Source organism: Isoptericola sp. 178 (genome assembly GCF_030586525.1).
Classification (GTDB): Bacteria; Actinomycetota; Actinomycetes; order Actinomycetales; family Cellulomonadaceae; genus Isoptericola; species Isoptericola sediminis.
This window is the reverse complement of record NZ_JAUQYN010000001.1, coordinates 417,770-441,904: the sequence shown is the minus strand read 5'-3', so window position 1 is coordinate 441,904 and position 24,135 is coordinate 417,770. Positions and strand designations below refer to the sequence as shown.

The following is a 24,135-nucleotide window of genomic DNA, read 5'->3' as shown; positions in this document are numbered from 1 at the left end:
GCGCGACCGCCGGGGAGCCAGCGACCGCCGGGGCCGCCGCGGCGGGCCTGGCGGCGCCCGCCGGTCACCGGGTGAGCCGGCGGCCGCTCATCTCGGTCGGCGTGATCCGGACCCAGACGTTCTTGCCGTCGTCGAGGTAGGGCACGAGCTCGGTCGCCTCGGCGGCGGCGATGTCCTCGTCCTTCTCCAGGACCTCGGCGGTGCCCTTGAGCACGACGCTCGAGGCGGTGTCGAAGCGCCACTCGTCCGCCTCGAAGGCGACACGGTTGTTGACCGTCACCTCGACCAGCTTGCTGCCCGGACGGGTGAGGAAGTAGACGTGTCCGTCGGCGACGGCGTGCGAGACCGGGAAGATCTCCGGTTCGCCGGCGACGGCGGTGGCGAGGCGGCCGATCGGCTGCGCGGCCAGCACGGCCCAGCACTCGTCCGGGGTGAGCGTGGTGGTTGTTCCGTCGTCGGTCATCGTCGTCCCCTTCGGTCGTGGTGTCCCTATCGTCCCGCTACCGGGGGGGTCCTGCGTGCCGAGGACCCCCTGATGCGACCAATACCACAGCACGAGCCGTGTGGGACGGCCCGGTTAGGGTGTGGGCGTGAGCAGCGCACCCGGGTACTTCGTGTCCTTCGAGGGCGGTGACGGCGCCGGCAAGTCGACGCAGGCCCGCCTGCTCGCGGAGTGGCTCGGCACGGTCACCGGGCGCGAGGTCGTGCTGACCCGCGAGCCCGGGGGCACGGCCCTGGGGGCGGAGCTGCGCCGGGCCGTGCTGCACGGCGGCGACGTGGACCCCCGCACCGAGGCCCTGCTGTACGCCACCGACCGGGCCCACCACGTGGCCACCGTGATCCGGCCGGCGCTGGAACGCGGCGCCGTCGTCGTCACCGACCGGTACCTCGACTCCTCGGTCGCCTACCAGTCGGGAGGGCGCGAGCTGTCCCAGGACGAGGTCGAGAACCTCTCGCTGTGGGCCACCGACGGACTGCTGCCGGCCGTCACGGTGCTGCTCGACGTCGATCCCGCCACCGCCGCCGCGCGCCGCGAGGGACAGCCCGACCGGCTCGAGCGGGCCGGACTCGACTTCCACCGCCGCACCCGCGACGCGTTCCTGCGTCGGGCGAGCGCGGACCCGGGCCGGTGGCTCGTGATCGACGCCACCGGCACGGTCGACGACATCCAGGCGCAGATCCGCGTGGACGTCGCCTCGCGCCTGGACCTGACCCCCGTCGTCGGCGAGGCCGTGCGGTTGGCCGACCCCGAGGTCGCCGCCGTGCGCAGGTGGGCGTCGGCCGATCCCTCCGACGTCGGGCCCGAGCACGCCCGCACGGACCAGGAGGGGACGTCGTGACCGTCTGGGACGACGTCGTCGGCCAGCCCGAGGCGGTGGGCGTGCTGCGGCGCGCCGCGACCGACCCGAGCGCGATGACCCACGCATGGCTGCTGACGGGACCGCCCGGGTCGGGCCGGTCCGTCGCGGCGCGCGCCTTCGCCGCCGCGCTGCAGTGCCCCGAGGGCGGGTGCGGGCGCTGCCGCGCGTGCACGACCACCCTGGCCGGGACCCACCCGGACCTGACGGTCGTGGCCACGGACAAGGTCGTCATCGCGATCGACGAGGTGCGCGACCTCATCACCACGGCGTCGCGCACGCCGTCGGCCGGCCGCTACCGCGTCATCGTCGTCGAGGACGCCGACCGGATGGTCGAGCGCACGACCAACGTGCTGCTCAAGTCGATCGAGGAACCGCCGGCGCACACCGTGTGGGTGCTGTGCGCACCCAGCAGCCAGGACGTCCTCCCGACGATCCGTTCGCGGTGCCGCAGCGTCGCGCTGCGCGTGCCCCCGGCCCGGGACGTCGCCGACCTGCTGGTGCGCCGCGACGGGGTCGACCCCGCGGTGGCGCTGCAGGCGGCGCAGGCCGCGCAGTCCCACGTCGGGATGGCACGCCGGCTGGCGCGGGACCCGGAGGCTCGGCAGCGCCGGGCGGACGTGCTCCGGATCGCGCGCCGCATCCGCGGGGTGCCCGACGCCGTGCTGGCCGCCGCCGACCTCGTGGAGGTCGCCAAGGCCGAGGCGGCCGCCGCGACCACCGAACGCGACGCCGCCGAGAAGTCCGAGCTCCTGCGTGCGCTGGGCGTGGCCGAGGGAGAGACCGTCCCGCCCAAGCTCCGGTCGCAGGTCAAGCAGCTCGAGGACGACCAGAAGCGCCGGGCGACCCGTAGCCAGCGCGACGTCCTCGACCGGGCGATGGTCGACCTGCTCTCGCTCTACCGCGACGTGCTGGTCGTCCAGCTCGGCGCGGACGTCGAGCCGGTCAACGGCGAGCAGGCCGACACGGTGCGCGGCCTGGCCCGCGACTCGACACCCGAGCAGACGGTGCGTCGCATGGACGCGATCGGTCAGGCGCGGGAGCGGCTGGAGGGCAACGTGGCGCCGTTGCTCGCCGTCGAGGCGATGGCGATCGCACTGCGTCCCCAGGGCTGACGGCCCCTTCCTGTCATCAGCGACGACGCGCCGGAGGAGGTTCGGTGAAGGTGCCGGGCCGGGCTCGACGCGGCCGGTAGGTTGTCCGGGTGAAGTTCCCCGCCCGCCACCCCCGCCCGTACCCCGACGTCCCCGCCGGCCGACGGACCGGCGTGCTGGCAGGGGTGACCGCCGCCGCGCTGGCGCTCGCCGGCTGCACGGCCGACGCGCCGGCCAAGACCGCGACCCCGGTGGGCGAGGCGACCGTCGAGGCGGGCTCCGACCCCGTGGCCGGCGGCCCGGAGGGTTTCGAGGACTTCTACGCCCAGGACCTGGAGTGGTCCGGCTGCCGTGGCGGGTTCGAGTGCGCGACGGCGACGGCGCCGCTGTCCTGGGACGACCCCGAGGCCGGGAGCATCGAGCTGGAGCTCGTGCGCACGCGGGCCACGGGGGAGAAGGTCGGCTCCCTGCTGGTCAACCCGGGTGGACCCGGCGGGTCGGGGACCGACTTCGTGGAGAACGGCTCGTTCGGGGAGCCGCTGCGCGAGTCGTTCGACATCGTCGGCTTCGACCCGCGCGGGGTCCAGGACTCGACGGCGGTCACCTGCTTCGACGACGCCAAGAAGGACGAGTACCTCAGCGAGGACTACGACCTGACCACCGACGCCGGTCTCGAGGACGCGCGGGAGTCGGCCGCCGCCTGGGCCGAGGCGTGCGAGCAGAACACCGGCGAGCTGCTCGGTGAGGTCGACACCCAGAGCGCCGCGAAGGACATGGACCTGCTGCGCGCGGTGCTCGGTGACGACCAGCTGCACTACCTCGGGTTCTCCTACGGCACGAGCCTGGGTGCGACCTACGCGGGGCTGTTCCCCGACCGCGTCGGCCGACTGGTCCTGGACGGCGCGATCGACCCGACCCTCGACGCCGACGAGATCTCCGCCGGGCAGGCGGTCGGTTTCGAGAACGCGCTGCGCGCCTACGTCACCGACTGCCAGGCGGGCGCGGACTGCCCGCTGACCGGGTCGGTCGACGAGGGCATGCAGCAGGTGCGCGACGTCCTCGACCGCGCCTACGACAACCCGTACCCGACCAGCGGGGACCGCGACGTCACCCAGACGCTCGCGTTCTACGGGGTCGCGGTCACGCTGTACGCCGAGCAGAGCTGGCCGGTGCTCACCCAGGCCCTCGACGAGGCGATCAACGCCGGTACCGGGGACACGCTGCTCTACCTGGCCGACTTCTACAACGACCGGAACGCCGACGGGTCGTTCGCGACCAACTCCACCGAGGCGTTCACGGCGATCAACTGCCTGGACAGCGCGGGTGCGACGGACGTCGAGACGATGCGTGCCGAGGCGAAGGAGATCGAGGAGGCCGCCCCGACGATGGGCTCCTTCTTCGGGTACGGAGGCCTCTCCTGCGCCGACTGGCCCTACCCGCCGGCCGAGCAGGAGTACGACGTCGCGGCGCCCGGGGCCGACCCGATCGTCGTCATCGGCACCACCAACGACCCGGCGACGCCGTACGTGTGGTCCGAGGGGATGGCCGACGCGCTCGACTCGGGGGTGCTGGTCACCTACGAGGGCGAGGGGCACACCGCCTACGGCCGGTCGAACGACTGCATCGCCGACGCCGTGGAGAACTACCTCATCGAGGGCACGGTGCCCGAGGACGGCCTCACCTGCTGACCGGCTCCCCGCGAGTCAGGACCGTTCCTCGCGAGTCAGGACGATCTTCCGCGGGTCAGGATCGTTCCCCGCGAGTCAGCACACTCCGCGCCGAGTCAGCGTGGCCTGCCGCGAGTCAGGGCGGTCTGCCGCGAGTCAGGACGGCGTGCGTCGGGCCGTTCATAGAGTGTGACCGACCCGACGACGTCGCTCCACGGATCGCTTTGGAGTCCGGCCTGACCGTCGGGTAGTGTTGCCTCGCCCGCTGATCGGGACCTGTCCCGGTCGTGCACGGCACGCCGCCTTAGCTCAGTCGGTAGAGCGATTCACTCGTAATGAATAGGTCGTCGGTTCGATTCCGACAGGCGGCTCCCTCCGAAGCCCCAGGTCAGGCCAAGCGCCCCGCCTGGGGCTTCGTCGTTCTCCGTGCGTGCATCGCCCCGCAGCTCAGGCATGACCACCGTGGGCCTCGAGCAGCCTCGTGATCTCGGCCGTACCCTCACGGGCCTTCTTGTGCCGCCGGCGCTGGGCCCACGTCCACGGCGTCTGCTTGCCCGTCGTGCGGGCATTGACGTCGGCGCCGGCTTCGAGCAGGCGTTCGGCAGCCCGGGGGGCGACGAACAGCACGGCCCAGTGCAACGGCGTCTCGTCGAAGCTCGTGCGCACGTCCGGGTCGGCCCCCGCCGCGATCATGGCGTCGACGAGCTCGGGCGAGTCGTTGACCACTGCCAGGAACAGCGGCGTCGGCCCGGTGCGGGACTTGCTGAAGGGGTGCACGGCAAGAGCTTGGCCGATCAACGTGCCGTGGCCCCAGGTCTCGACGGTGATCGGCGGGTACTGGACGGGGCTCCAGATGTCCGCGCTGCCCTGAGAGTTCAGCGCCAGTTCGTAGCGGCGGTTCACGTCGGCGCCCAGCTCGACCAGGCGCAGGGCGATCCGCGCCTGGTCGGCTGTCATACGGCGTCCGGCCATGGCGTAGACGAACGGGATGACGTCGGTGGCACGCGCCCGTCCGGTGTCACCCGCGAGCGCCAGGCCGAGGAGCCAGTCGATGCCGTGGTCGTCGTCCCGGGCGACCTCGGCGAAGCGGTCGTCCATGACGAGCTGGGACACCTCGTCGACCCTGCCCTGCTGGACGGCCACCCCCAGCTCGTCGCGCAGACTCGTGAGGGCCTTGCGCCGCTCGATCTCCTCCTTGGTGTGAGCGCCGCTCTCACGGATGGTGTCCCGGCGAGGCTCGCCACCGGCGGCTTCGAGGAGACGGACGACCTCGTGGAACGGTTCCCGCGCGCTCTCCGGCCTGATCTCCGCCGCCTGCCGCGCCACGTCGTGGGGGCTCATGCGCTTCTCCGACAACGCGTTGACGTCCGCTCCGAGCTCGACGAGTGTGGAGACCACCTCCGCACGGCCACCCTCGGCGGCGTCGTGCAGCGGCGTGCGGCCCTTGCTCGTGCGGACGTCCACATCCGCGCCGGCCCGAACGAGGGCTCGGACGGTCCGGGCATCCTCGGCGCAGTGGAGCGGGGTGCCGATCAGCTTCGCCTCGGCCGTGACGTCGGCGCCCCGGTCGAGGAGCAGCCGGACCATGTCGGGGTCGCGGGTGACCGTGGCCAGGTGCAGCGGCGTCGCATGGGTCATGCGGTCCTGCTGGTTGACGTCCTCACCCTGGTCGAGCAGTCGCCGGACCAGCTCGATGTCGTCGGCGCGGACTGCCTTGGCGAGCTTCTTCACGGCCACCCTCTCCTTCGAGGTGCTCCCGTCGCGTGACGGCCGGACGCGAGGGCGCGGCGGTCGACGTCGTGCCGGCCAGGGCCGGTCCTTCGGCTTGTATACCGCCGTGACCCTCCACCTGCACGACGATGGTCGTCCGTCCGTCGGCGATCTCACCGTCGACCTGATGACGGCGTAGGAGCTCCTCGACCCCCCGCGACTCCCGGTCGTGGTGCCGTCCCGGGGTTGCCGGTTCCTGGTGACGGCGGGCGACCGGGCGACACCGTCGATATCGTCGCTGGGCATGGACATGCTCACGGGTGACGAGATCGCCCGGGCCGGTTTGACCGACTGGCGCAAGCTGGCTCAGGGGCTGCACGCCCGCTACCTGACCGCCGACTTCGACACCGGCGTGCGCTTCGTCGCCGCGCTGGGCGCGGTGGGCGACCCGATCGGTGACCACCTGAGCGTGTCGATCGGCGCGGGGCACGTCGACCTCCGGTTGATGAGCGACGACGCCGTTTTCCGCGACGACGAGGGCACCGAGCACGTCGTCCAGTGGGTGACCCAGCGCGACGTCGACCTCGCCCGACGGATCTCCGAGATCGCCGCCGAGCACGGGGTCGATGCCCACCCCACCGCGGTCGGTGTCATCGAGCTCGGCCTCGACACCGCCCGTTCCGGGACCATCGCCCCGGTGTGGGCCGCCCTGCTGACCGGGGACGCGGAGGCGCAGGGCCACGGATCTCCCAGCGACGAGGTCCGGGACGCCACGGGACGGGTGCCGAACCTGTGGTTCGGGAGCTCTGGCGAGCAGGAGACCGCGGGGCAGCGGTTGCACGTCGAGGTCTACGTGGCACCCGAGGTGGCCGAGCAGCGGGTCGCCGCCGCCGTCGCCGTGGGCGGGACCGTCGTCGACGACAGCGACGCCCCGGGGATCACCGTGGTCGCCGACCAGGACGGCAACACCGCGACCGTGTGCGTCGACGTGTCCGCCGCACCGCCGGACTGAGCCGGCGACCCGCTCCGGCCAGGCAGCGCTCGTCGGCGTCCTACTCGGCGACCCAGTCCCAGGCGGCGTCCTGGTCCGTGAAGAACTGTGCGTCCTGCGCGTAGAACGGTTCGGCGAGACGCGCGAGCCACTTCTCCCAGCCGTGATCCCCGACGACGGCCATCCGCTCGATGACGTGCCGGAAGTGCTCACCGAACCGGAGGTCGGCACCCCAGGCCTCGGCCTTCTCCCACCGGAAGTCGGTCAGGTCCAGCAGCAGCCGCGCTCTGCCGTGCTCGTCGACGACGGCCTGCACCGCCGGCACGAGCTCCTCGTAGTCCTCGCGGGTGACGTCCCCGACGACCCGGTAGCCGAGCACCGCGTCGTCGCTGCGGGCGATCCTCTCGATCATGTCGTCCTCCTCCGACGGCCACGGCCAGCGTCACCGCGATCCGCCCGGCCCGCACCTTCTCGGGCCACGCGACCTGTGTCCGGTGGAGAGGTCGTGGAGGGGTGAGGACGCGCGGGTGAGCCTCGTCGTCCGCGCGCTACGGTGGCGTCTTCCCTGGTTGTCGGGTCGCCGACGGAGGCACCCATGCAGGCAGACCACGACGACGGGTTCGCGCGGGAGTACCAGGAGACGAACACCTCGGGTCTGTTCAACACCGCCGTTCTTCGGGTTCCTGTTCTTCGTCCTGGAGGCGCGGTAGACGTCGCCGGGGCGTCATCACCCGCGGTCACCCGCGGGCGGTGAGCCAGTCCGTGGTGCTGCGCAGGGTCTCGCGCAGCGTGCGGCCCTCGCGCCACTCCCGCCACGTCAGCAGGACGATCAGCGCGTCGAAGACCGTCAGCAGGGCGACGACGACGGTCGGGTGCACCACGAACTCGTAGACCTGGTAGCCGAGGAATGCCAGCAGCACCGCGATGGCCCAGGGGTAGACCCGTCGCGTCCCCAGCACCAGCGCCCCGACGATGCCGATCTTCACGACCCCGTGGATCAGCAGGTACGCGGCCAGGAACGACGCGGTCCCGGCGTCGAGGTTCTCGACGCCCCGCAGCAGGACGTGTGCGAGCAGGTCGTGCGGGTCCTCGGCGAGCTCGGGCGCGGTCAGGGCGTCGGCGGCGTCGCGGAGCTGGGCCGGTGTCACGATCAGCAGCACGACGCCGACGATCAGCTCGACGACGCCGTCGACCCCCTTGAGCAGCACGCCGACCAGGAAGACGAGGTCCAGCACCCGGTCGCGCATCGCTCGGTCAGCGCCCGAGCTGCGCGTCGAGCGCCGGGCGGTCGAGCAGCTCCCACACGTGGGTGATGCGCGGACCGTCGAACCGGAAGAAGAACATGTGCTCGACCTCGATCGAGCGCCCGGTCGGGGCGAGGCCCTGCCAGGGGCCCCGATGGGTGCCGTGGAGCGTCGCATGGACCGCCGCCACGTCGTCCGACGCCGTCACCGCGTGCACGTCGAACCGCAGGTCGGCGAACGCCTCGTGCCAGGCGCCGACGATCACCTCGAGCTCGGCGAGGTCCGTCGTCCGGTGCTGACCGCCCACGTGGAGCTCGAACGTCCCGAGCGCCGGGGCGAGCGCGTCGAACCGTCTCTCGTTCCAGCCCTGTTCGAAGACGGCCCGCACGATCCCTGCCCGGTCCATCCACGTCACGCTAGCAACGACCTCGTCGCCAGGCGTCGAGAGGATGGTGCCGGGGCTGCTCTGCGGGGGACCGGGCGTGCGGATACCGTGAGACCGCCGGTGACACGCGGAGGTGGGCGGCATGGGTGAGGCGGTCGGCGTCACGATCGGCTACGCGGTCGGTATCGCGATCAGCCCGCTGCCGGTCGCGGCGGTGATCCTCATGCTCTTCAGCAGGCGTGCCCGCGTGAACAGCCTCGTGTTCATGCTCGCCTGGATCGTCGGCGTCGCGGGCGTGGTCACGCTCGTCCTGCTGATCCCGGGGCTCGGGACCGACAGCGGTGAGCCGGGCACCACCGCGGGGTGGGTCAAGCTCGTGCTGGGTGCGCTCCTGCTGCTGACGGCCGGCCGTCAGTGGGCCGGGCGGCCGGGCCCCGACGACGAACCGCCCGTCCCGGGCTGGATGTCGCGCATCGACGAGCTCCGCCCCGTCGCCGCCGCGGGCCTGGGGGTCGCGCTGTCGGCGGTGAACCCCAAGAACCTCCTGCTCGCAGCGGCCGCCGGCGCCTCGTTGGGCGCGCTGTCGCTGTCGACCGGCGGGACGGTGGCGTCGGTGGCGGTGTTCACCGCCCTGGCCACGCTGACGGTGACGCTGCCCGTGCTCGGCTACCTGGTCGCGGGACGACGGCTCGCCCCCGCGCTCGACCGCACCAAGACGTGGTTGATCGCGAACAACGCCACGGTGATGGCGGTGCTCCTGGTCGTCTTCGGCGTCAGCCTGCTCGGGGACGCGCTCCAGATCCTGACCTGATCGGCGAGGTGACCCCACGGGAGGAGGCCCGGATGGACGACGTGGAGGCGGTACCGGCCATCGGCGACTGGAGCCTCGCCGAGAACATCTCCATCTGGATCGAGGTCGTCGCGATCGCGGTCATCACGGTCGCCGTCGTGGCGGCGTTCGTCGCCGGGGCCAGGACGTGGCGGACCGCCGGGGTGCGCGACGCCGTCGAGCGCGTCAAGCAGTCGGTGGGCCGGGGCCTGCTGCTCGGACTGGACCTGCTGATCGCCGCGGACGTGATCCGGACGGTCACGCTCGAGCCGACCTTGCAGAACGTCGCCGCGCTGGGGCTGCTGGTAGTGGTGCGGACCTTCCTTTCCTGGTCCCTCATGGTCGAGCTGCACGGGCGGTGGCCGTGGCAGCGCGGCCGGGGGACGCTGCAGGACTGAGCCGGGGACCAGGGCTACCCGCCCGAGGCCGGGCAGGGACGTCCGGCGAGATCCGGGGCCGACTGCTCCATCGACACCGTCGTCTGGTCGATCAGCGCCGGGGACACCCGTCCGGAGCCGGCGGAGAAGGGACTGTTCAACGCTGCGACCAGGAGCACGAGCACGGTGGTGAACGACGCGGCGAGCCCGACGAGCACGGACTGCGTGCGTCGTGCAGCGGGCAGCGTCACGGCGAAGATCAGCGCGACGACGAGCAGCCCACCTCCCAGCACCAGTGCCCACAGCAGCACGGGCAGGACGGTGGTGGCCGCGACGAGGCGGGTCTCGCGGGCGGTCGAGATGGACCCGATCTGTACGAGGACGTTGGTGGCCGTGGCGGGCCCGAAGGTTCCCTGCGGAGGTTCCTGCGCCTGCCCCAGCGAGGCGACGAGGTCGGCGTAGGCGTCGTCGACCTCCGGGGCGGACGTGCCCTCCTGCATCGCCGGCCAGTCGTAGGCCGACGCCGCCCGGGCGTAGCAGATCAGCGCGTGCTGCACGTCCGGCGCGGCCTCGTCGAACAGTTGCACCTCCTCGAAGGCGGTGCCGATCGAGGTCGCCTCGTCGCCGACGGCGCTGCGGGCCCCGGCGTACGCCCCGAACAGGTAGAGGATGGAGAAGCCGATCACGATGCCGTAGGCGGTCGCCACGTAGGAGAGGGTCGCGGACCAGGGGGCCGGCTCGACGGAGCCGAGCCGGGGGGCCGTACGGCGCACGACGATCGTGATCGTGCCCGCGACGAGCCCGACGAGGATGATGATGACGGCACTGACACCCGGACCCCACGACATGACCTCACGTCCTCCCCGCTCGACGACGCGTGCTCGACCCGTGCCCTCGACCACGTGCACCGGTGCGAGCCCGGTCGGGAAGGTTCATGGTGGTTTCCATGGCCCTTCACTCGTCCGAGTCCTCAGAGTTGCAGGAGTTCGAGCGGCTCGCGATCGCTCCGCTCTACGCGCGCCCGCGGGCGACGCACGGCATGCCGGCGGAGGTGATCCCGGACGACGGGATGGATCCGCCGATCGCGTACAGCATGATCCACGACGAGCTGATGCTCGACGGCAACTCGCGCCAGAACCTGGCCACGTTCGTCACGACGTACATGGACGACGAGGCCCGGCTGCTGTTCGCGGAGACCTCGGACAAGAACATGATCGACAAGGACGAGTATCCGCAGACCGCGGCGATCGAGGGCCGTTGCGTCCGGATGATCGCCAACCTGTGGAACACGCCCGAGGGTGAGGAGGCGACGGGCACGTCGACGACCGGATCGAGCGAGGCCGTCATGCTCGGGGGGTTGGCCCTGAAGTGGCGGTGGCGCGAGCGCCGTCGTGCCGCCGGGCTGCCGACGGACCGGCCCAACCTCGTCATGGGGATCAACGTGCAGGTCGTGTGGGAGAAGTTCTGCCGCTACTGGGACGTCGAGCCGCGCTACGCACCGATCGAGGAGGGCCGGCTCCAGCTGAACGCCGAGGAGGCCGTCAAGCTCGTCGACGAGAACACCATCGGTGTCGTCGCGATCCTCGGGTCCACCTTCGACGGGTCGTACGAGCCCGTGGAGGAGATCGCGAACGCGCTCGACGAGCTCGCCGCCTCCGGTGGGCCGGACGTCCCGGTCCACGTGGACGCGGCGTCCGGCGGGTTCGTCGCGCCGTTCCTCGACCCGGACCTGCGCTGGGACTTCCGCGTGCCGCGGGTGCGCTCCATCAACTCCTCGGGGCACAAATACGGGCTGGTGTTCCCCGGGGTCGGCTGGATCGTCTGGCGCACGCCGGAGGACCTCCCGGAGGACCTCGTGTTCCACGTCAACTATCTCGGCGGGGACATGCCGACCTTCGCCCTGAACTTCTCGCGGCCCGGTGCGCAGGTCGTGGCCCAGTACTACAACCTCATCCGCCTGGGTCGGGAGGGCTACCGGCAGATCCAGCAGGCAGCACGGGACACCGCAATGTTCCTGTCGGGGGCGATCGCCGGGATGGGACCCTACGAGCTCCTGTCCGACGGCTCGGAGCTGCCGGTCTTCTTCTTCCGGCTCAGGCCCGAGGTCACGAACTACACGGTGTACGACGTCTCGGCGAAGATGCGCGAGCGTGGGTGGCAGGTCCCCGCCTACACCCTGCCGGCAGACCTCACCGACGTCGCGGGGCTGCGGGTCGTGGTCCGCAACGGTCTGTCACGCGACATGGCCGAGATGTTCCTCGCCGACCTCGCACGGTCCACGGACTTCCTCGAGAGCCTGGAGACGAAGCTCCCGCACGACCCGAGTCACACGGAGTCGTTCCGGCACTGACCGCGCGACACGTCAGCCCGCGAGGATCTTCGCCTTCTGCTGGGCGAACTCCGCGTCGGTGAGGACCCCGGCGTCGCGGAGCTTCCCGAGCCGTTCGAGCTGGGCGAGCATGTCGTCCGCGCCCGCCGGGGCGGCGGCCGGAGCCGGTGCGGGTGCCGGGGGCGGCGTCGGTGGGGCGCTGTACTGCGGCGGTGGTTCCTGGGCGTACGCCTGGTTCGCCCACCGGTTGGCCTGCCGTCGGGAGACGCGGTTCGAGACGGCGGTGGCGGTGCCGGCGATGGCCGCCGTCCGCGCCACGCCGCGGAGCAGTCCGGGCATGTCAGATCTCCTCGGATCGGGGTCGGGTCGTCACGATGCGTCCTCGCCGTCCACGGCGTCGAGCAGCACGTCCAGGGGGATGCGGCCGAAGGCGACCAGCTCGCCGCCGCTGCGTCGCATCGCCGCGGCGAAGGGCGCCGCCCAGGTGTTCTCGTACAGCAGCACCCCGGCGGCGCTGCCGGGCTCGAGGGCGGCAGCAGCCTCCGCCAGGTCGTCGTCCCCCAGCAGCCCGGAGCGGGCGCCCTCGAAGACCTCGAGCTCGACACCGTCCGCCCCGAGGTCCTCCAGCGCGAGCCCGCTGACCGAGCCGTCCTCGGCCTTGCGCAGGAAGGCCAGGTCCAGGATGCGGATCACGCCGCGGTCGACGAGGTCGACGAGGATCGGCCAGCCCTCACCGGTCATGCGGTCGCCACGGAACTCGATGACGAGGTAGTCGACGGGCCCCATCAGCACCTCGTCCGATCCGGGTGCCGCCGCCGCGTCGCTCACGTCGAGATCCTCTGGTGCGTGTCGTCGGCCATCTGCGCAACCTCCCGTCCGTCGCCGCGCTCGAGCGTCGTCCGACCGCGTCCGTTGCGTCCATGATCACGCCGCGCGGGCGACGTCGCACACCCGGACGCCCACGGGGGCCACGGGTACCCTCGGGGGCATGCCTTGGACCTTCGGGCGTCGGCGCCCCACCACCTACCTGCTCGGTGAGCCCGTCGACCCGTACCCGGCCCAGGTGCCGGAGGCGCGGCGCGGTCGCGCGCTGCGCATCACCGAGATCGGGGAGCCGGTGCTGCACGGCCCGGCGCGGCGCGTCGAGCAGTTCTCGACGCCGGAGCTCGCGCGGCTGGTCGACGACCTGTTCGCGACGATGGAGGTGGCGCAGGGTGTGGGCCTGGCCGCGCCGCAGGTGGGGGTCGACCTGCGCGTCTTCGTCTACGACCTCACGGACGACCGGGGTGACCGCCACGTGGGTCACGTGGTCAACCCGGTGCTCGAGATCGACGACACCGCGGAGCTGGTCACCGAGGACGAGGGCTGCCTGTCGGTGCCTGGTGCCTACGAGCCGCTCGCGCGGCGCGCGGGGGCGAGCGTCCGGGGCGTCGACCAGCACGGAGGCCCCGTGCAGCTCGACGCCACCGGCTACCTGGCGCGGGCGTTCATCCACGAGTGCCAGCACCTCGACGGCGTCCTGTACTGGGACCACCTGTCCCGGGACCTGCAGCGGGACGCGCTGCGTCAGCGCGACGAGGAGCGCGAGGGCGTGCTGGCGGACCGGCGCGAGATCGCCCTGGAGCTGGGCAAGCGCCCGGCGGACTATCCCGAGCAGCCGGCCGGAGGTCGCTGAGGGACCTCAGTCGGCGCGGAACCGCGCCCGCAGGGCCACGGCGCCACCGACCGCGACGCCGACCGCGGCCAGACCCAACCCGATGGCGGCCCAGGTCTCACCGTCCAGGATGCGGTCCTGGGCGCTCCACAGGTCGCTGTCGCCGGGTTCACCGCCGGCCGGACCGTCGGCGAGCGGGACGGCCGACGGCGACGGCGTCGGGCCGGTCTTGGTGAAGGTCGGCGAGGGTGTGGCCGACGGCGACGCCGACGCGCTCCGGCTGGGCGACGGGGTCGGCGTCGGGGAGGGGGTCTCCTCCTCCGGCGTGGGCTCGGCGGAGGTCGGCTCGGGCTCGGGGGCCGGCTCGTCCTTCGGCTCCTGGGGCGCCGTCGTGGTCTGGTCGGAGCTCGACGGCGGCCGCGCGGTGGACGTGCCGGTGCACCGCTGGCCTCCGGAGCTCTCGCGGAACTCGCCGACGCCGGGGACCCGGACGTACGTGACGCAGTAGCCGTCGGGCATGGCGCCGGGCGCCTTGGTGAACGGGACCTCGCCGGCACGGCCCATCGACATCGGTTCGGTTAGCCACTCGAACCGCCACTCGTCCAGGCTGCGGATGGCGTAGGTGACCTGGTCCTCGTGCGCGCGCTGGTCGCGGTCGCGGTAGGTGACGCCGTTGGTGGTGACGTCCAGGTCGTCGTCGGCGGCGACGGCGGAGGAGCCGATCCCGCCCGCGGCACCGGCCAGCACGATGCTCACGACGACACGGGAGACGAGGTGGGCGCTACGCACGTGGACCTTCCGACGCTGGGACCGGCTCGCGCCGGACGGCGACCCACATGCTAGGGGAACAATCGTCGTTCCCGGCACTCGTGCCGGCGATCGGCGTGGCTCGACCTCAGAGGGAGTCGACCCACTCCGCCACGGCGTCCGCCACGTCGTCGACGGCCTTGACGTCGTGGGCGCCGCGCAGCGTCGTCCGCGTGACGGGGCCGGGGATCGCCGCGGTGTGCTCGGCGAGCTCCTCGGGGCTGCCGAAGGGGTCGCGGTCGCCGGAGACGAAGAGCACGGGCAGGTCGAGCTCAACGAAGTGCTCCGTGCGCAGCTTGTCGGGCTTCCCGGGCGGGTGCAGCGGGTAGCTGAGCAGCACGAGCCCGGCGGCGGGCAGGCCCTCGGCGACGGCCATCGAGCACATCCGGCCGCCGTAGGAGCGTCCGCCGAGCAGGAGGCGGTCCGTCGGGACGCCGAGCCGTGCGGCCAGTGCCTCGGTCTCGGCCCGGACGTGGGCGATCGCGACGGGAGGTCGGTCCGGGGCGCGCTTCCCGGCGGTGCGGTAGGGGAAGTCGACGCGCTCGACGGGCAGCGGTGGGTCGTGGGCGGCCAGGCGGTCCTCGACGGCGCGCAGGGTCGGGTGCTCGCGGTCCGCACCGGCACCGGGGGTGAGCAGCAGGCCTGCGGGGGTGGTCGCGGTGGGCATGGGGCCAGTGTGACCCCGTCGTGTCCTCGGCGCGTGCCGGCTCAGCCGTGGAGCACGGTCACGGGACTGCTCGCGTAGTCGAGCACCTGCCGCGCCGTCGAGCCCAGCACCAGGCGGTCGAACCCGCCGAGGCCGCGCGTGCCGACCACGATCCGGTCGGCACCGGCCGAGGCCTCGATGAGGACCTTCGCCGCCTGGCCGTGCACCACCCGTGGCCGGACCCGGTCGGGCGACAGCGGCAGCTCGACCGCACGGATGACGTCCTCCAGGCGTTCCCGTGCGAAGCGCTCGTAGTCGTCGATCGGGGGTGCCCATCCCCACGAGCCCGGCAGCGGCGCGAGCGTCGTGATCTGCCAGGCGAACACCGGTTCCAGCACCGCCCCCAGGCGTGCGGCTACCCGTGCGGCGTGCACGAGCGCGGCCACCGAGTGGCCGGAAGTGTCCACGCCCGCGACGACCCGCGGCTTGTCCGAGGGTTGGTCCGGGCCGCTCTGGTCGCCGTCCTCGGGGCGGCGCACGACGGTCACCGGGATCCGGCTGTGCTCCACCACCGTGGTCGAGACCGAGCCCAGCAGCCGGCGACCCAGGCGGTTGCGCCGTCGTCGGCCGAGCACCAGCATCTCCGCGTCGTCGGCCGCCGCCATCAGCGCCTCGGGCTCCGGGCCGTGCACCACCCGGACCTCCGCCTCGAGCTCACCGCCGTGGCGCTCGCGGGCGCGTCCGAGGATCTCCGCGGCCTCCGCCTCGCGCTCGGCCAGCACGGCGCCGAGCGACTCCTCGTCCCGCTCGCGGGCGACCATCACGACGACCAGCGGCAGGCGTGCCGACATCGCCTCCGCCGCCGCCCAGTCCAGCGCCTCGTCGGCCTCGACCGACCCGTTGACCCCGACCACGATGCCGTCCATGGACCCACGGTAGGACGGTGGTCGTGACCAGGCACGACGACGGCGGGCCGGGAGGCTCAGCGGCGCTCGGGCGGATGCAGCAGCGACCGGATCGGTCGCGTCACGACGGTCACGCGGTCCACGAGGTCGGCCGGACCGGTGATCACCAGACCGCGTCCCGGGGTCGCGACGTGCACGGCGACGACGTCGCGCACCTGCACCTCGGTGGCGGCGACAGGGTGCCCGTCGACGTCGAACGTGTCGTGCTCCAGCTCGACCGCGTCGACCTCGGCCACGATCGCCCGCATCGCGCTGCGGTAGTCCGCGAAGTCGTCGGCGAAGTCCCGGCCGGGCCGCGGCGCCGGCTCGGCGTCCGGCTCGACGGGCGCCGCGATGTCGGCGTGCAGGGGTGCCGCCAGGGCTCCGCTGGCGGCGGCGCGGACCACGTCCTCGACCGCGTCCTCGGCCACCGCCGTCCGGAGGGTCTCGACCTCGAGGGACTCGCCGGCGAACGTGCGGTAGGAGCGCACGAACCGGTCCGACGTCGGGTCGGTGTCGTCCTCGCAGCCCGTCAGCGCCTCGTCCTCCAGGTCGAGACCCCAGGTCAGGGGGTCCTCGACCTCGCCGACCTGCCCGGCGAAACGCGCCATCCGCGGGTCGACGTCACCGGCGTGCTGCGGGTTCGGGGTGGTGTCCTGGCCGGCGCTCTCGTGCCCGGCGTCGTGCCCGCCGTCGTCCATGGGGACCTCCCGGTGCGTGTGGCCACTTGCCCTCACTTTTCCCCGCCCGGCGCGAACCGGCAACGGGCCACGCCGTCACGCCCCTGGCGAACACGGGCATTCCGAGGCCGTTCGGTGAGTTGGGAGCGAATAGAGTCGTAGCGGTCAGGCTGTCGCCGTCACACCGACGGGGTGCAGGAATGCCGCCCGCATGAGGAGCAGCACATGTTCGAGAGATTCACGGACCGAGCCCGTCGGGTCGTCGTCCTCGCCCAGGAAGAGGCGCGGATGCTCAACCACAACTACATCGGGACCGAGCACATCCTCCTCGGCCTCATCCACGAGGGTGAGGGCGTGGCGGCCAAGGCGCTCGAGTCCCTGGGCATCTCGCTCGACGGCGTCCGCGCACAGGTCACCGAGATCATCGGCGAGGGCCAGCAGGCCCCCAGCGGGCACATCCCGTTCACGCCGCGCGCCAAGAAGGTGCTGGAGCTGTCGCTGCGCGAGGCGCTGCAGCTCGGCCACAACTACATCGGCACCGAGCACATCCTCCTCGGCCTCATCCGCGAGGGCGAGGGCGTGGCCGCCCAGGTGCTGACGAAGATGGGCGCCGACCTGAACAAGGTGCGCCAGCAGGTCATCCAGCTGCTGTCCGGCTACCAGGGCAAGGAGCCGGTCGCCGCCGGGAGCCCCCAGGAGGGCCAGCCGTCCGGCTCGGCCGTGCTGGACCAGTTCGGCCGCAACCTCACCCAGGCGGCCCGCGAGGGCAAGCTCGACCCGGTGATCGGCCGGACGACGGAGATCGAGCGGGTCATGCAGGTGCTGAGCCGCCGCACCAAGAACAACCCGGTCCTCATCGGCGAGCCCGGCGTCGGCAAGACGGCCGTCGTCGAGGGGCTGGCCGCGGACATCGTGCGCGGTGACGTCCCCGAGACGCTGAAGGACAAGCAGCTCTACACCCTCGACCTCGGTGCGCTGGTGGCCGGGTCGCGCTACCGCGGTGACTTCGAGGAGCGCCTCAAGAAGGTCCTCAAGGAGATCCGCACCCGCGGCGACATCATCCTGTTCATCGACGAGATCCACACCCTCGTCGGGGCCGGCGCCGCCGAGGGCGCGATCGACGCCGCCAGCATCCTCAAGCCGATGCTGGCCCGCGGCGAGCTGCAGACCATCGGTGCCACGACGCTCGACGAGTACCGCAAGCACGTCGAGAAGGACCCGGCCCTGGAGCGCCGCTTCCAGCCGATCCAGGTCAACGAGCCCTCCCTCGAGCACACCATCGAGATCCTCAAGGGCCTGCGTGACCGGTACGAGGCGCACCACCGGGTGTCCATCACCGACTCCGCGCTGGTCTCGGCCGCCCAGCTCGCCGACCGGTACGTCAACGACCGGTACCTGCCGGACAAGGCGATCGACCTCATCGACGAGGCGGGCGCGCGCCTGCGCATCCGCCGCATGACCGCCCCGCCGGAGCTCAAGGAGCTCGACGAGGAGATCTCCGAGGCGCGTCGCGAGAAGGAGTCGGCGATCGACGAGCAGGACTTCGAGAAGGCCGCGGGTCTGCGTGACACCGAGAAGCAGCTCACGCAGAAGCGCGCCGAGAAGGAGAAGGCCTGGAAGTCCGGCGACCTCGACACGGTCGCGGAGGTCGACGACGAGCTGATCGCCGAGGTGCTGGCGATGTCCACCGGTATCCCGGTGGTCAAGCTGACCGAGGAGGAGTCCTCCAAGCTCCTGCACATGGAGGACGAGCTGCACAAGCGCGTCGTCGGTCAGGACGCGGCGATCAAGGCGCTCTCGCAGGCCATCCGCCGCACGCGTGCCGGGCTGAAGGACCCGAAGCGTCCCGGTGGCTCGTTCATCTTCGCCGGCCCCACCGGCGTCGGGAAGACCGAGCTGGCCAAGGCGCTCGCCGAGTTCCTCTTCGGGGACGAGGACGCGCTCATCCAGCTCGACATGTCCGAGTTCTCGGAGAAGCACACGGTCTCGCGGCTGTTCGGCTCGCCCCCCGGCTACGTCGGCTACGACGAGGGCGGCCAGCTCACCGAGAAGGTCCGTCGCCGTCCGTTCTCCGTCGTGCTGTTCGACGAGGTGGAGAAGGCGCACGCCGACATCTTCAACTCGCTGCTGCAGGTGCTCGAGGACGGTCGCCTCACCGACTCCCAGGGTCGCGTGGTCGACTTCAAGAACACCGTCATCATCATGACGACCAACCTCGGCACGCGGGACATCGCCAAGGGCGTCCAGACCGGCTTCAACGCCGGCGGCGACCTGGGCACCTCGTACGAGCGGATGAAGGCCAAGGTCAACGAGGAGCTCAAGCAGCACTTCCGGCCCGAGTTCCTCAACCGTGTCGACGACATGATCGTGTTCCCGCAGCTCTCCGAGCAGGAGATCATCGAGATCGTCGACCTCGAGATCGCCAAGCTGGACCGCCGTCTGCGCGACAAGGACATGGCGATCGAGCTGACCACGGCCGCCAAGAAGCTGCTCGCCGAGAAGGGCTACGACCCGGTCCTCGGTGCGCGGCCGCTCAAGCGGGCGATCCAGCGGGAGATCGAGGACTCGCTGTCCGAGAAGATCCTGTTCGGCGAGCTCAAGCAGGGCGAGATGGTCGTCGTCGACGGCGAGGGCGAGGGCATCCTCGGGGAGTTCACTTTCCGCGGGGTCCCCAAGTCCGAGCACGACCGCGGTCCCGTCTCGGTCGGTGCGTCGGCGGCGCTGGACGCCCCGTCCGGCGTCTCGGTCAAGGACCTGCCGCCCACCGGGCAGATGCAGGCCGGCGCCGAGTGACCCGGTGACCGCGTGAGCGACACCGCCTGACACCGCGAAGGCCCCGGAACCCGTGGAGGGTTCCGGGGCCTTCGTCGTGCCCGACGTCCGGCTCAGGCCCCGATCGCGTGGACGCCGACGCCGACACCTGCGCCGGCGTCCACGGTGATCGCAGCGGTGACGGCGAACGCGAGCGCGGTGACCTCTTCGACCATGTCGACGGCGCCGGCCTCCTGCAGCTCGCCGTCCGGTGCGTAGCCCCAGGCGACCCCGAGGCAGTCGATGCCGTGCGCGGCGGCCCCGTGCACGTCGTGCTCCCGGTCGCCGACCATGAGCACCGGACCGTGGGCGGGGTCGACGGGGGAGAGGCGACCGGAGCCGGCCAGGGCGGCGGCGACGACGTCGGCCTTCGTCGAGGTGCTCCCGTCGCCGGCGGAGCCGTGCACGCGGTCGACCAGGTCGCTCAGCCCGAAGCGGTCGCAGATCGGGCGGGCGTACATCTCGGGCTTGCTGGTCGCCACGACGAGCTCGTACCCGGCGGCCCGCAGCTCGCCCAGCGCGTCCGCCACCCCGTCGAACACGGAGCAGTCGAACATCCCGCCGGCGGTGAACGCCTCGGTGTAGGCCTCCACCGCGGCGTCGGCGCGGTCCGCCGGGACGCCGTGGCCCGCGAAGGACTCGCTGACCGGCGGGCCGACGAACGTGCGCAGCGTGGCGTCGTCGGGCACCGGCAGCCCGATCGTGCGGTAGGCGTGGGCGACCGAGGCGGTGATCCCGGGAGCGGAGTCCATCAGGGTACCGTCGAGGTCGAGGAGGACGAGGGGCTGGGTCACGCCGGTGAGCCTACGGTCAGATCGCCCCGGCATGCTCGACGAGCCGGTCGAAACCGGCGTCGAGCACCGGGTCGACCTCCTGGGCGGCACGGTGGGCGTCGAACCAGGCGATCTGCTCGTGCGCCGCCTGGTCGTACGTGACCGTCGTCGCGAAGTCGGGCACCAGCGCCTGCAGCTTGGCGCAGTCGAACAGCATCGAGTGCGCCTTGTCGCCGAGCAGACCTGGCCCGACGTCGGGCAGCACATGGGCGATCGTCTCGGAGGCGACGTGCACGATCTCCGGGTCGGGGACCCCGGCCGCCTGCCCGAGCCAGGTGTAGACCTGGTTCCAGGTGGGCGCGTGGGTGCCCATGATCTGCAAGGTGTCGCCGATCGCCAGCGGGTGGCCGAGCAGACCGACGAACCCGACCGCGAAGTCGTCGGTGTGGGTCAGGGTCCACAGGCTGGTGCCGTCCCCGGGCACCACGACGGGCCGTCCCGCGCGCATCCGGGCGACGTCGGTCCAGCCGCCGAGCGTGGGCAGCAGCGTGCGGTCGTAGGTGTGGCTCGGGCGCACCACGGTGGCGGGGAAGGCGTTCTCGCGGTGGGCGCGGACGAGCAGGTCCTCCCCGGCGATCTTGTCGCGGGAGTACTGCCAGAACGGGTTGCGCAGCGGCGTGGACTCGGTGACCGGCAGCCGCGCGGGGGGCGTCTGGTAGGCGGACGCGCTCGAGACGAACACGTACTGGCCGGTACGGCCGGTGAAGCGGGCGATGTCCCGGGCGACGTGGTCGGGGGTGAAGGCGCGGAACTGGGCGACCACGTCGAAGTCGCGGCCCTCCAGCACCGCGTCCACGGCGGCGTCGTCCGAGACGTCGGCGGTCAGCTGCTCGACCTCGGCCGGCAGCTCGCGGTGCGTCGACCGGCCCCGGTTGAGCACGGCGACACGGTGCCCCTGGGCGACGGCACGGTGGACGGACGCGGCGCTGATCACGCCGGATCCGCCGAGGAACAGGATGTCGAGGGGGTTGCGGGTCATAGGGGTCATGCTGCCCGACGGCGTCACACCGCGCCGGGTGGCGACGGTGCGACCGACGGTCACGGCCGGGCTGGGTACGGTGGGGCCGTGGCCTCGACCGAACCCTCCGCCTCGTCCCCGGACGACACCCCGACCGCGGTGCGGCTCCTGGTCGTCGGTGTCCTCTTCGCGCTCGCCGTGTCGCCGGCCGTGCTGCTGTTCGGACTGCGCGGCGCCGGAGCGGCCGGGACGGCGCTCGTGGCGCTCGCGCTGGTGTTCGTGGGTCCGGCGTTCTCCGCGGCGGCGTTCGCGCTGGGGGACAGGGCGATCGAGGAGGGTCTCGGACCCGTGGCGGCGTTCGGGCGCGGCTACCGGATCAACGCGATGGACGCCCTCGTGCTGTGGGTGCCCAGCGTGCTGGCGCTCGCGGGACTGACGCTCGCCGTGGCCTCCGGGATCGGCACGGCTCCCGCCTGGGCGACCGGTGTCGGGATCGGTGCCGCGGTGCTCCTGCTGCTCTGGCTGGTGCAGGCCACCGTGATCGCGTCGTTCTTCTCCTTCCGTGCCCGGGACACCGCCAAGCTCGCCCTGTACTTCCTCGGACGGCTGCCGCGGTCGACCCTCGTGGTGCTCGTCGCCGTCGTGCTGGCCGGTGCCGTCGGGTGGCTGATGTCCCCGGCGCTGCTCGCCCTGCTCGGAATCCTGTGGGTCGCGGCCGTGCTGCGCGCGGACCGGCCCCTGCTCGCCGAGACCCGGCAGCGGTTCGTCGCGGACGACTCCTGAACCGTTCGCGTCCCGGCGTGCACCGCGGGTCGCCCCGGCGAGGACACACCGGGTGAATTCGTTCTGCCGGTGAACAGGAGGCGGAACCGGCACGGAAGCCCTGAACAGGCGGAAAAGCGGGCCAGCGGTGCACAGGGGACGTGTCGGACGGGGCCGCACGGTCCGGCCCGGGTGCGGTCGGTGTCCCGTCGCAGGTCACGGGTGCTCTAGGCTTCCCAGGCCGTCTCCACGCCGATCCCCCGAGAGTGAGCTCCCAGCGATGACCGCTGCCCGTCTACGCCTACCGATCGCCATGATCGCCACCGCCGTGCTGATGTTGCTCGGCGCCCTCGTGGCCCTGCCCGGCGCCGCCCTGCCCGCGGGAGGTGCCGCTGTTGCCGGGAACGGCAACGGCCAGGCGACCTGCCCCGCCGACGGTGAGTGGTCCAAGATCGACGACCTCACCGGGACCGAGTACCTCGCCGAGGCGAGCGAGGGCCACCTCATCGCCGAGGTGTGCGTGAAGTCCGCGCGCACCGTCGAGCGACTCCTGGTGGACCCCCCGGCGAAGACCTTCCTGATCGTCTCGCCGTCGGACAACGGCAAGGGCAGCGTGCAGGAGATCAGCCACGTCTCGATCCGCGAGGTCGCGGACGACGGCGGCTGGCCGTACCCCGCGCCGACCTGCGAGGCTGGCCTGACGGTGACCTACCCGGACGGCGTGTCCGGCAACGACGTCAACGTCCGCGTCCGCAACCTCGACACCGACGCGGTGGAGACGTTCAACTTCCACCACGACACCGGCCGGTGGACGGGTGTGGAGAGCTTCGACCCGACGTCGCTCGACCAGTGGCCCGGCTGGTCTCGCTACGCCTACGAGTGGGTGCAGGTCGACGGCACGAACTACCACTGGGAAGGCCTCGTGGAGTGCGAGGAGCCGACGCCGGAGCCGAGCGTCGAGCCGAGCACGGAGCCGTCGGACGAGCCCTCCGTCGAGCCCTCGGTCGAGCCCTCGGTCGAGCCCTCGGCCGAGCCCAGCGAGGAGCCGTCCGTCGAGCCGAGCACGGAGCCGTCGGAGGAGCCGTCGGTCGAGCCGTCGGAGGAGCCCTCCGTCGAGCCGAGCGCTGAGCCCTCGCAGGAGCCGTCCGTCGAGCCCTCCCAGGAGCCCAGCGAGGAGCCGTCCGTCGAGCCGAGCGTGGAGCCGTCGGAGGAGCCGACGTCCGCTCCGATCGAGCCCTCGCTGGCCGGCTCGGTCGCCGTCGGCGAGTGCGTCGCGAACGCGCCGTGGATCTCCTTCGACGTGGTCCTGACCGACCCGGACGGCCTGTCTCCCGAGCGCGCCGTGACCCTCGTGCTCACCGACGGGACGCACACGGAGACGCTTCAGCTCGGCACCCTCGGTGAGGACGGCACGCTGTCCGGTCGCACGCTGTGGCCCGGAGCCGCGGTGGCGGACGACGGGGAGACCCCGACGGCCTGGCCGGGCTGGGCGCAGCTCGAGGACGGTACCTGGGTGCCGACCAACGGCAACGACGCCTGGACGCGCGGGGACATCGAGGCGACGCTCGTCGTGAACCCGGAGATCTCCGTCGACCTGGTCTACCCGCCGGCCACGCCGAACTGCGCCGCCGCGCCGCCGCAGACCGAGCCGACGCCGGAGCCGTCCGTCGAGCCCTCGGAGGACGCCTCGGAGACTCCCGAGGAGGAGCCGACCGTCGACCCGACGCCGGTGTCCGGCGACGAGGTCGAGTCCGGCGCCGACGAGCTCCCGCAGACCGGCGCGCAGGTCACGCTGATCGCGATCGGCGCGCTCGTGCTGATCGGCGCGGGCGGGGCCATCGTCTGGCTGCGACGCCGGGCCTGATCCGCGGGGTTCGCACGGAGGCCCGCCCGGGACCCCCCGGGCGGGCCTTCTGCCGTCCGGCACCTGGCTTCGTCCGGCATCCGCTCGGCGGCCCCCGGATCGGCGACCCCGAGGCCCGGATCATGATGGGCCGGGAAGATCGGGCAGAACGGACAGAAGTCCTGAGTCCGCGATATCACCAGGGGGTAACGG

General features: G+C 72.4%; 25 protein-coding genes and 1 tRNA gene. 12 read left to right on the top strand and 14 right to left on the bottom strand.

The genetic code is table 11. From position 1 onward, the window contains the following. Positions 1 to 64: 64 nt before the first annotated feature. On the bottom strand, positions 65 to 463 hold the full coding sequence (locus Q6349_RS02050; protein ID WP_171246481.1) for a pyridoxamine 5'-phosphate oxidase family protein: 399 nt from the start codon (positions 461 to 463) through the stop codon (positions 65 to 67). Positions 464 to 590: 127 nt separating this feature from the next. Between Q6349_RS02050 and tmk the strand changes: the two genes are divergently transcribed. The 4 genes from tmk (at position 591) to Q6349_RS02030 (ending at position 4,490) form a co-directional block, all read left to right on the top strand. Beyond that, positions 591 to 1,340 carry a dTMP kinase gene (gene tmk / locus Q6349_RS02045; RefSeq protein ID WP_304602641.1) on the top strand — a complete coding sequence of 250 codons (750 nt, stop codon included), beginning with the start codon at positions 591 to 593 and terminating at the stop codon, positions 1,338 to 1,340. Beyond that, positions 1,337 to 2,473: a DNA polymerase III subunit delta' gene (locus Q6349_RS02040; RefSeq protein WP_304602640.1), complete on the top strand. Its 1,137-nt coding sequence runs from the start codon at positions 1,337 to 1,339 to the stop codon at positions 2,471 to 2,473. Before tmk ends, Q6349_RS02040 begins: the two co-directional genes overlap by 4 nt. A gap of 89 nt (positions 2,474 to 2,562) precedes the next feature. Beyond that, on the top strand, positions 2,563 to 4,140 hold the full coding sequence (locus Q6349_RS02035; protein WP_304602639.1) for an alpha/beta hydrolase: 1,578 nt from the start codon (positions 2,563 to 2,565) through the stop codon (positions 4,138 to 4,140). Between the two features lie 277 nt (positions 4,141 to 4,417). Beyond that, positions 4,418 to 4,490 (top strand) — tRNA-Thr (locus tag Q6349_RS02030). Positions 4,491 to 4,566: 76 nt separating this feature from the next. Here Q6349_RS02030 and Q6349_RS02025 read toward each other — a convergent pair. Further along, positions 4,567 to 5,850, bottom strand: coding sequence for an ankyrin repeat domain-containing protein (locus Q6349_RS02025; protein WP_304602638.1), 1,284 nt, complete (start codon positions 5,848 to 5,850; stop codon positions 4,567 to 4,569). Positions 5,851 to 6,133: 283 nt separating this feature from the next. Here Q6349_RS02025 and Q6349_RS02020 point away from each other — a divergent pair, with 283 nt between their 5' ends. Then, positions 6,134 to 6,841 (top strand): VOC family protein, encoded by a 708-nt coding sequence (locus tag Q6349_RS02020; protein ID WP_304602637.1) that lies wholly within the window; start codon positions 6,134 to 6,136, stop codon positions 6,839 to 6,841. A 40-nt stretch (positions 6,842 to 6,881) separates the two neighbouring features. Here the strand turns inward: Q6349_RS02020 and Q6349_RS02015 are convergent, their stop codons facing one another. The 3 genes from Q6349_RS02015 to Q6349_RS02005 form a co-directional block, all read right to left on the bottom strand. Next, positions 6,882 to 7,232 (bottom strand): STAS/SEC14 domain-containing protein, encoded by a 351-nt coding sequence (locus Q6349_RS02015; RefSeq protein WP_304602636.1) that lies wholly within the window; start codon positions 7,230 to 7,232, stop codon positions 6,882 to 6,884. A 325-nt stretch (positions 7,233 to 7,557) separates the two neighbouring features. After that, complete coding sequence (locus Q6349_RS02010; RefSeq protein ID WP_304602635.1) at positions 7,558 to 8,067, bottom strand: DUF2127 domain-containing protein; 510 nt, start codon at positions 8,065 to 8,067, stop codon at positions 7,558 to 7,560. Between the two features lie 7 nt (positions 8,068 to 8,074). Continuing rightward, a complete protein-coding gene (locus Q6349_RS02005; protein WP_304602634.1) occupies positions 8,075 to 8,470 on the bottom strand; it encodes an ester cyclase in 396 nt (131 codons plus the stop codon). Between the two features lie 121 nt (positions 8,471 to 8,591). Between Q6349_RS02005 and Q6349_RS02000 the strand changes: the two genes are divergently transcribed. Continuing rightward, on the top strand, positions 8,592 to 9,260 hold the full coding sequence (locus tag Q6349_RS02000; protein WP_304602633.1) for a GAP family protein: 669 nt from the start codon (positions 8,592 to 8,594) through the stop codon (positions 9,258 to 9,260). A 32-nt stretch (positions 9,261 to 9,292) separates the two neighbouring features. Continuing rightward, positions 9,293 to 9,676 carry a DUF1622 domain-containing protein gene (locus Q6349_RS01995; RefSeq protein ID WP_304602632.1) on the top strand — a complete coding sequence of 128 codons (384 nt, stop codon included), beginning with the start codon at positions 9,293 to 9,295 and terminating at the stop codon, positions 9,674 to 9,676. Positions 9,677 to 9,690: 14 nt separating this feature from the next. Here Q6349_RS01995 and Q6349_RS01990 read toward each other — a convergent pair whose 3' ends face one another. Further along, positions 9,691 to 10,503 carry a DUF4239 domain-containing protein gene (locus Q6349_RS01990; protein WP_304602631.1) on the bottom strand — a complete coding sequence of 271 codons (813 nt, stop codon included), beginning with the start codon at positions 10,501 to 10,503 and terminating at the stop codon, positions 9,691 to 9,693. 98 nt (positions 10,504 to 10,601) lie between these two features. Here Q6349_RS01990 and Q6349_RS01985 point away from each other — a divergent pair, with 98 nt between their 5' ends. After that, positions 10,602 to 12,005 carry a glutamate decarboxylase gene (locus Q6349_RS01985; protein WP_304602630.1) on the top strand — a complete coding sequence of 468 codons (1,404 nt, stop codon included), beginning with the start codon at positions 10,602 to 10,604 and terminating at the stop codon, positions 12,003 to 12,005. A 12-nt stretch (positions 12,006 to 12,017) separates the two neighbouring features. Here Q6349_RS01985 and Q6349_RS01980 read toward each other — a convergent pair whose 3' ends face one another. Both Q6349_RS01980 and Q6349_RS01975 read right to left on the bottom strand, forming a co-directional pair. Continuing rightward, positions 12,018 to 12,323 (bottom strand): SHOCT domain-containing protein, encoded by a 306-nt coding sequence (locus tag Q6349_RS01980; protein ID WP_304602629.1) that lies wholly within the window; start codon positions 12,321 to 12,323, stop codon positions 12,018 to 12,020. A 30-nt stretch (positions 12,324 to 12,353) separates the two neighbouring features. Beyond that, positions 12,354 to 12,812 (bottom strand): DUF6325 family protein, encoded by a 459-nt coding sequence (locus Q6349_RS01975; RefSeq protein WP_304602628.1) that lies wholly within the window; start codon positions 12,810 to 12,812, stop codon positions 12,354 to 12,356. A 160-nt stretch (positions 12,813 to 12,972) separates the two neighbouring features. Between Q6349_RS01975 and def the strand changes: the two genes are divergently transcribed. Continuing rightward, the gene (gene def, locus Q6349_RS01970; protein WP_304602627.1) at positions 12,973 to 13,659 is read left to right on the top strand and encodes a peptide deformylase; all 687 of its coding nucleotides are present in this window, start codon (positions 12,973 to 12,975) and stop codon (positions 13,657 to 13,659) included. A 6-nt stretch (positions 13,660 to 13,665) separates the two neighbouring features. On the opposite strand, the gene Q6349_RS01965 is transcribed toward def, so the two are convergent. From Q6349_RS01965 to Q6349_RS01950, 4 genes are all read right to left on the bottom strand, one after another. Continuing rightward, entirely contained in the window at positions 13,666 to 14,427 is a 762-nt protein-coding gene (locus Q6349_RS01965; protein ID WP_304602626.1) for a hypothetical protein, read from the bottom strand. 106 nt (positions 14,428 to 14,533) lie between these two features. After that, positions 14,534 to 15,112, bottom strand: coding sequence for an alpha/beta family hydrolase (locus Q6349_RS01960; RefSeq protein WP_304602625.1), 579 nt, complete (start codon positions 15,110 to 15,112; stop codon positions 14,534 to 14,536). Positions 15,113 to 15,153: 41 nt separating this feature from the next. Continuing rightward, on the bottom strand, positions 15,154 to 16,017 hold the full coding sequence (locus Q6349_RS01955) for a universal stress protein (RefSeq protein WP_304602624.1): 864 nt from the start codon (positions 16,015 to 16,017) through the stop codon (positions 15,154 to 15,156). Positions 16,018 to 16,073: 56 nt separating this feature from the next. Next, positions 16,074 to 16,736: a hypothetical protein gene (locus tag Q6349_RS01950; RefSeq protein ID WP_304602623.1), complete on the bottom strand. Its 663-nt coding sequence runs from the start codon at positions 16,734 to 16,736 to the stop codon at positions 16,074 to 16,076. A 204-nt stretch (positions 16,737 to 16,940) separates the two neighbouring features. Between Q6349_RS01950 and Q6349_RS01945 the strand changes: the two genes are divergently transcribed. Continuing rightward, positions 16,941 to 19,508, top strand: coding sequence for an ATP-dependent Clp protease ATP-binding subunit (locus Q6349_RS01945; protein WP_171246465.1), 2,568 nt, complete (start codon positions 16,941 to 16,943; stop codon positions 19,506 to 19,508). Between the two features lie 92 nt (positions 19,509 to 19,600). On the opposite strand, the gene Q6349_RS01940 is transcribed toward Q6349_RS01945, so the two are convergent. After that, positions 19,601 to 20,320 (bottom strand): HAD hydrolase-like protein, encoded by a 720-nt coding sequence (locus Q6349_RS01940; RefSeq protein ID WP_304602622.1) that lies wholly within the window; start codon positions 20,318 to 20,320, stop codon positions 19,601 to 19,603. A gap of 16 nt (positions 20,321 to 20,336) precedes the next feature. Further along, entirely contained in the window at positions 20,337 to 21,338 is a 1,002-nt protein-coding gene (locus Q6349_RS01935) for an NAD-dependent epimerase/dehydratase family protein (protein ID WP_370375592.1), read from the bottom strand. Between the two features lie 87 nt (positions 21,339 to 21,425). Here Q6349_RS01935 and Q6349_RS01930 point away from each other — a divergent pair, with 87 nt between their 5' ends. Together Q6349_RS01930 and Q6349_RS01925 are read left to right on the top strand one after the other, a co-directional pair. Next, complete coding sequence (locus Q6349_RS01930; protein ID WP_304602620.1) at positions 21,426 to 22,100, top strand: glycosyltransferase; 675 nt, start codon at positions 21,426 to 21,428, stop codon at positions 22,098 to 22,100. 292 nt (positions 22,101 to 22,392) lie between these two features. Then, positions 22,393 to 23,943 carry an LPXTG cell wall anchor domain-containing protein gene (locus tag Q6349_RS01925; protein WP_304602619.1) on the top strand — a complete coding sequence of 517 codons (1,551 nt, stop codon included), beginning with the start codon at positions 22,393 to 22,395 and terminating at the stop codon, positions 23,941 to 23,943. Positions 23,944 to 24,135 lie beyond the last annotated feature (192 nt).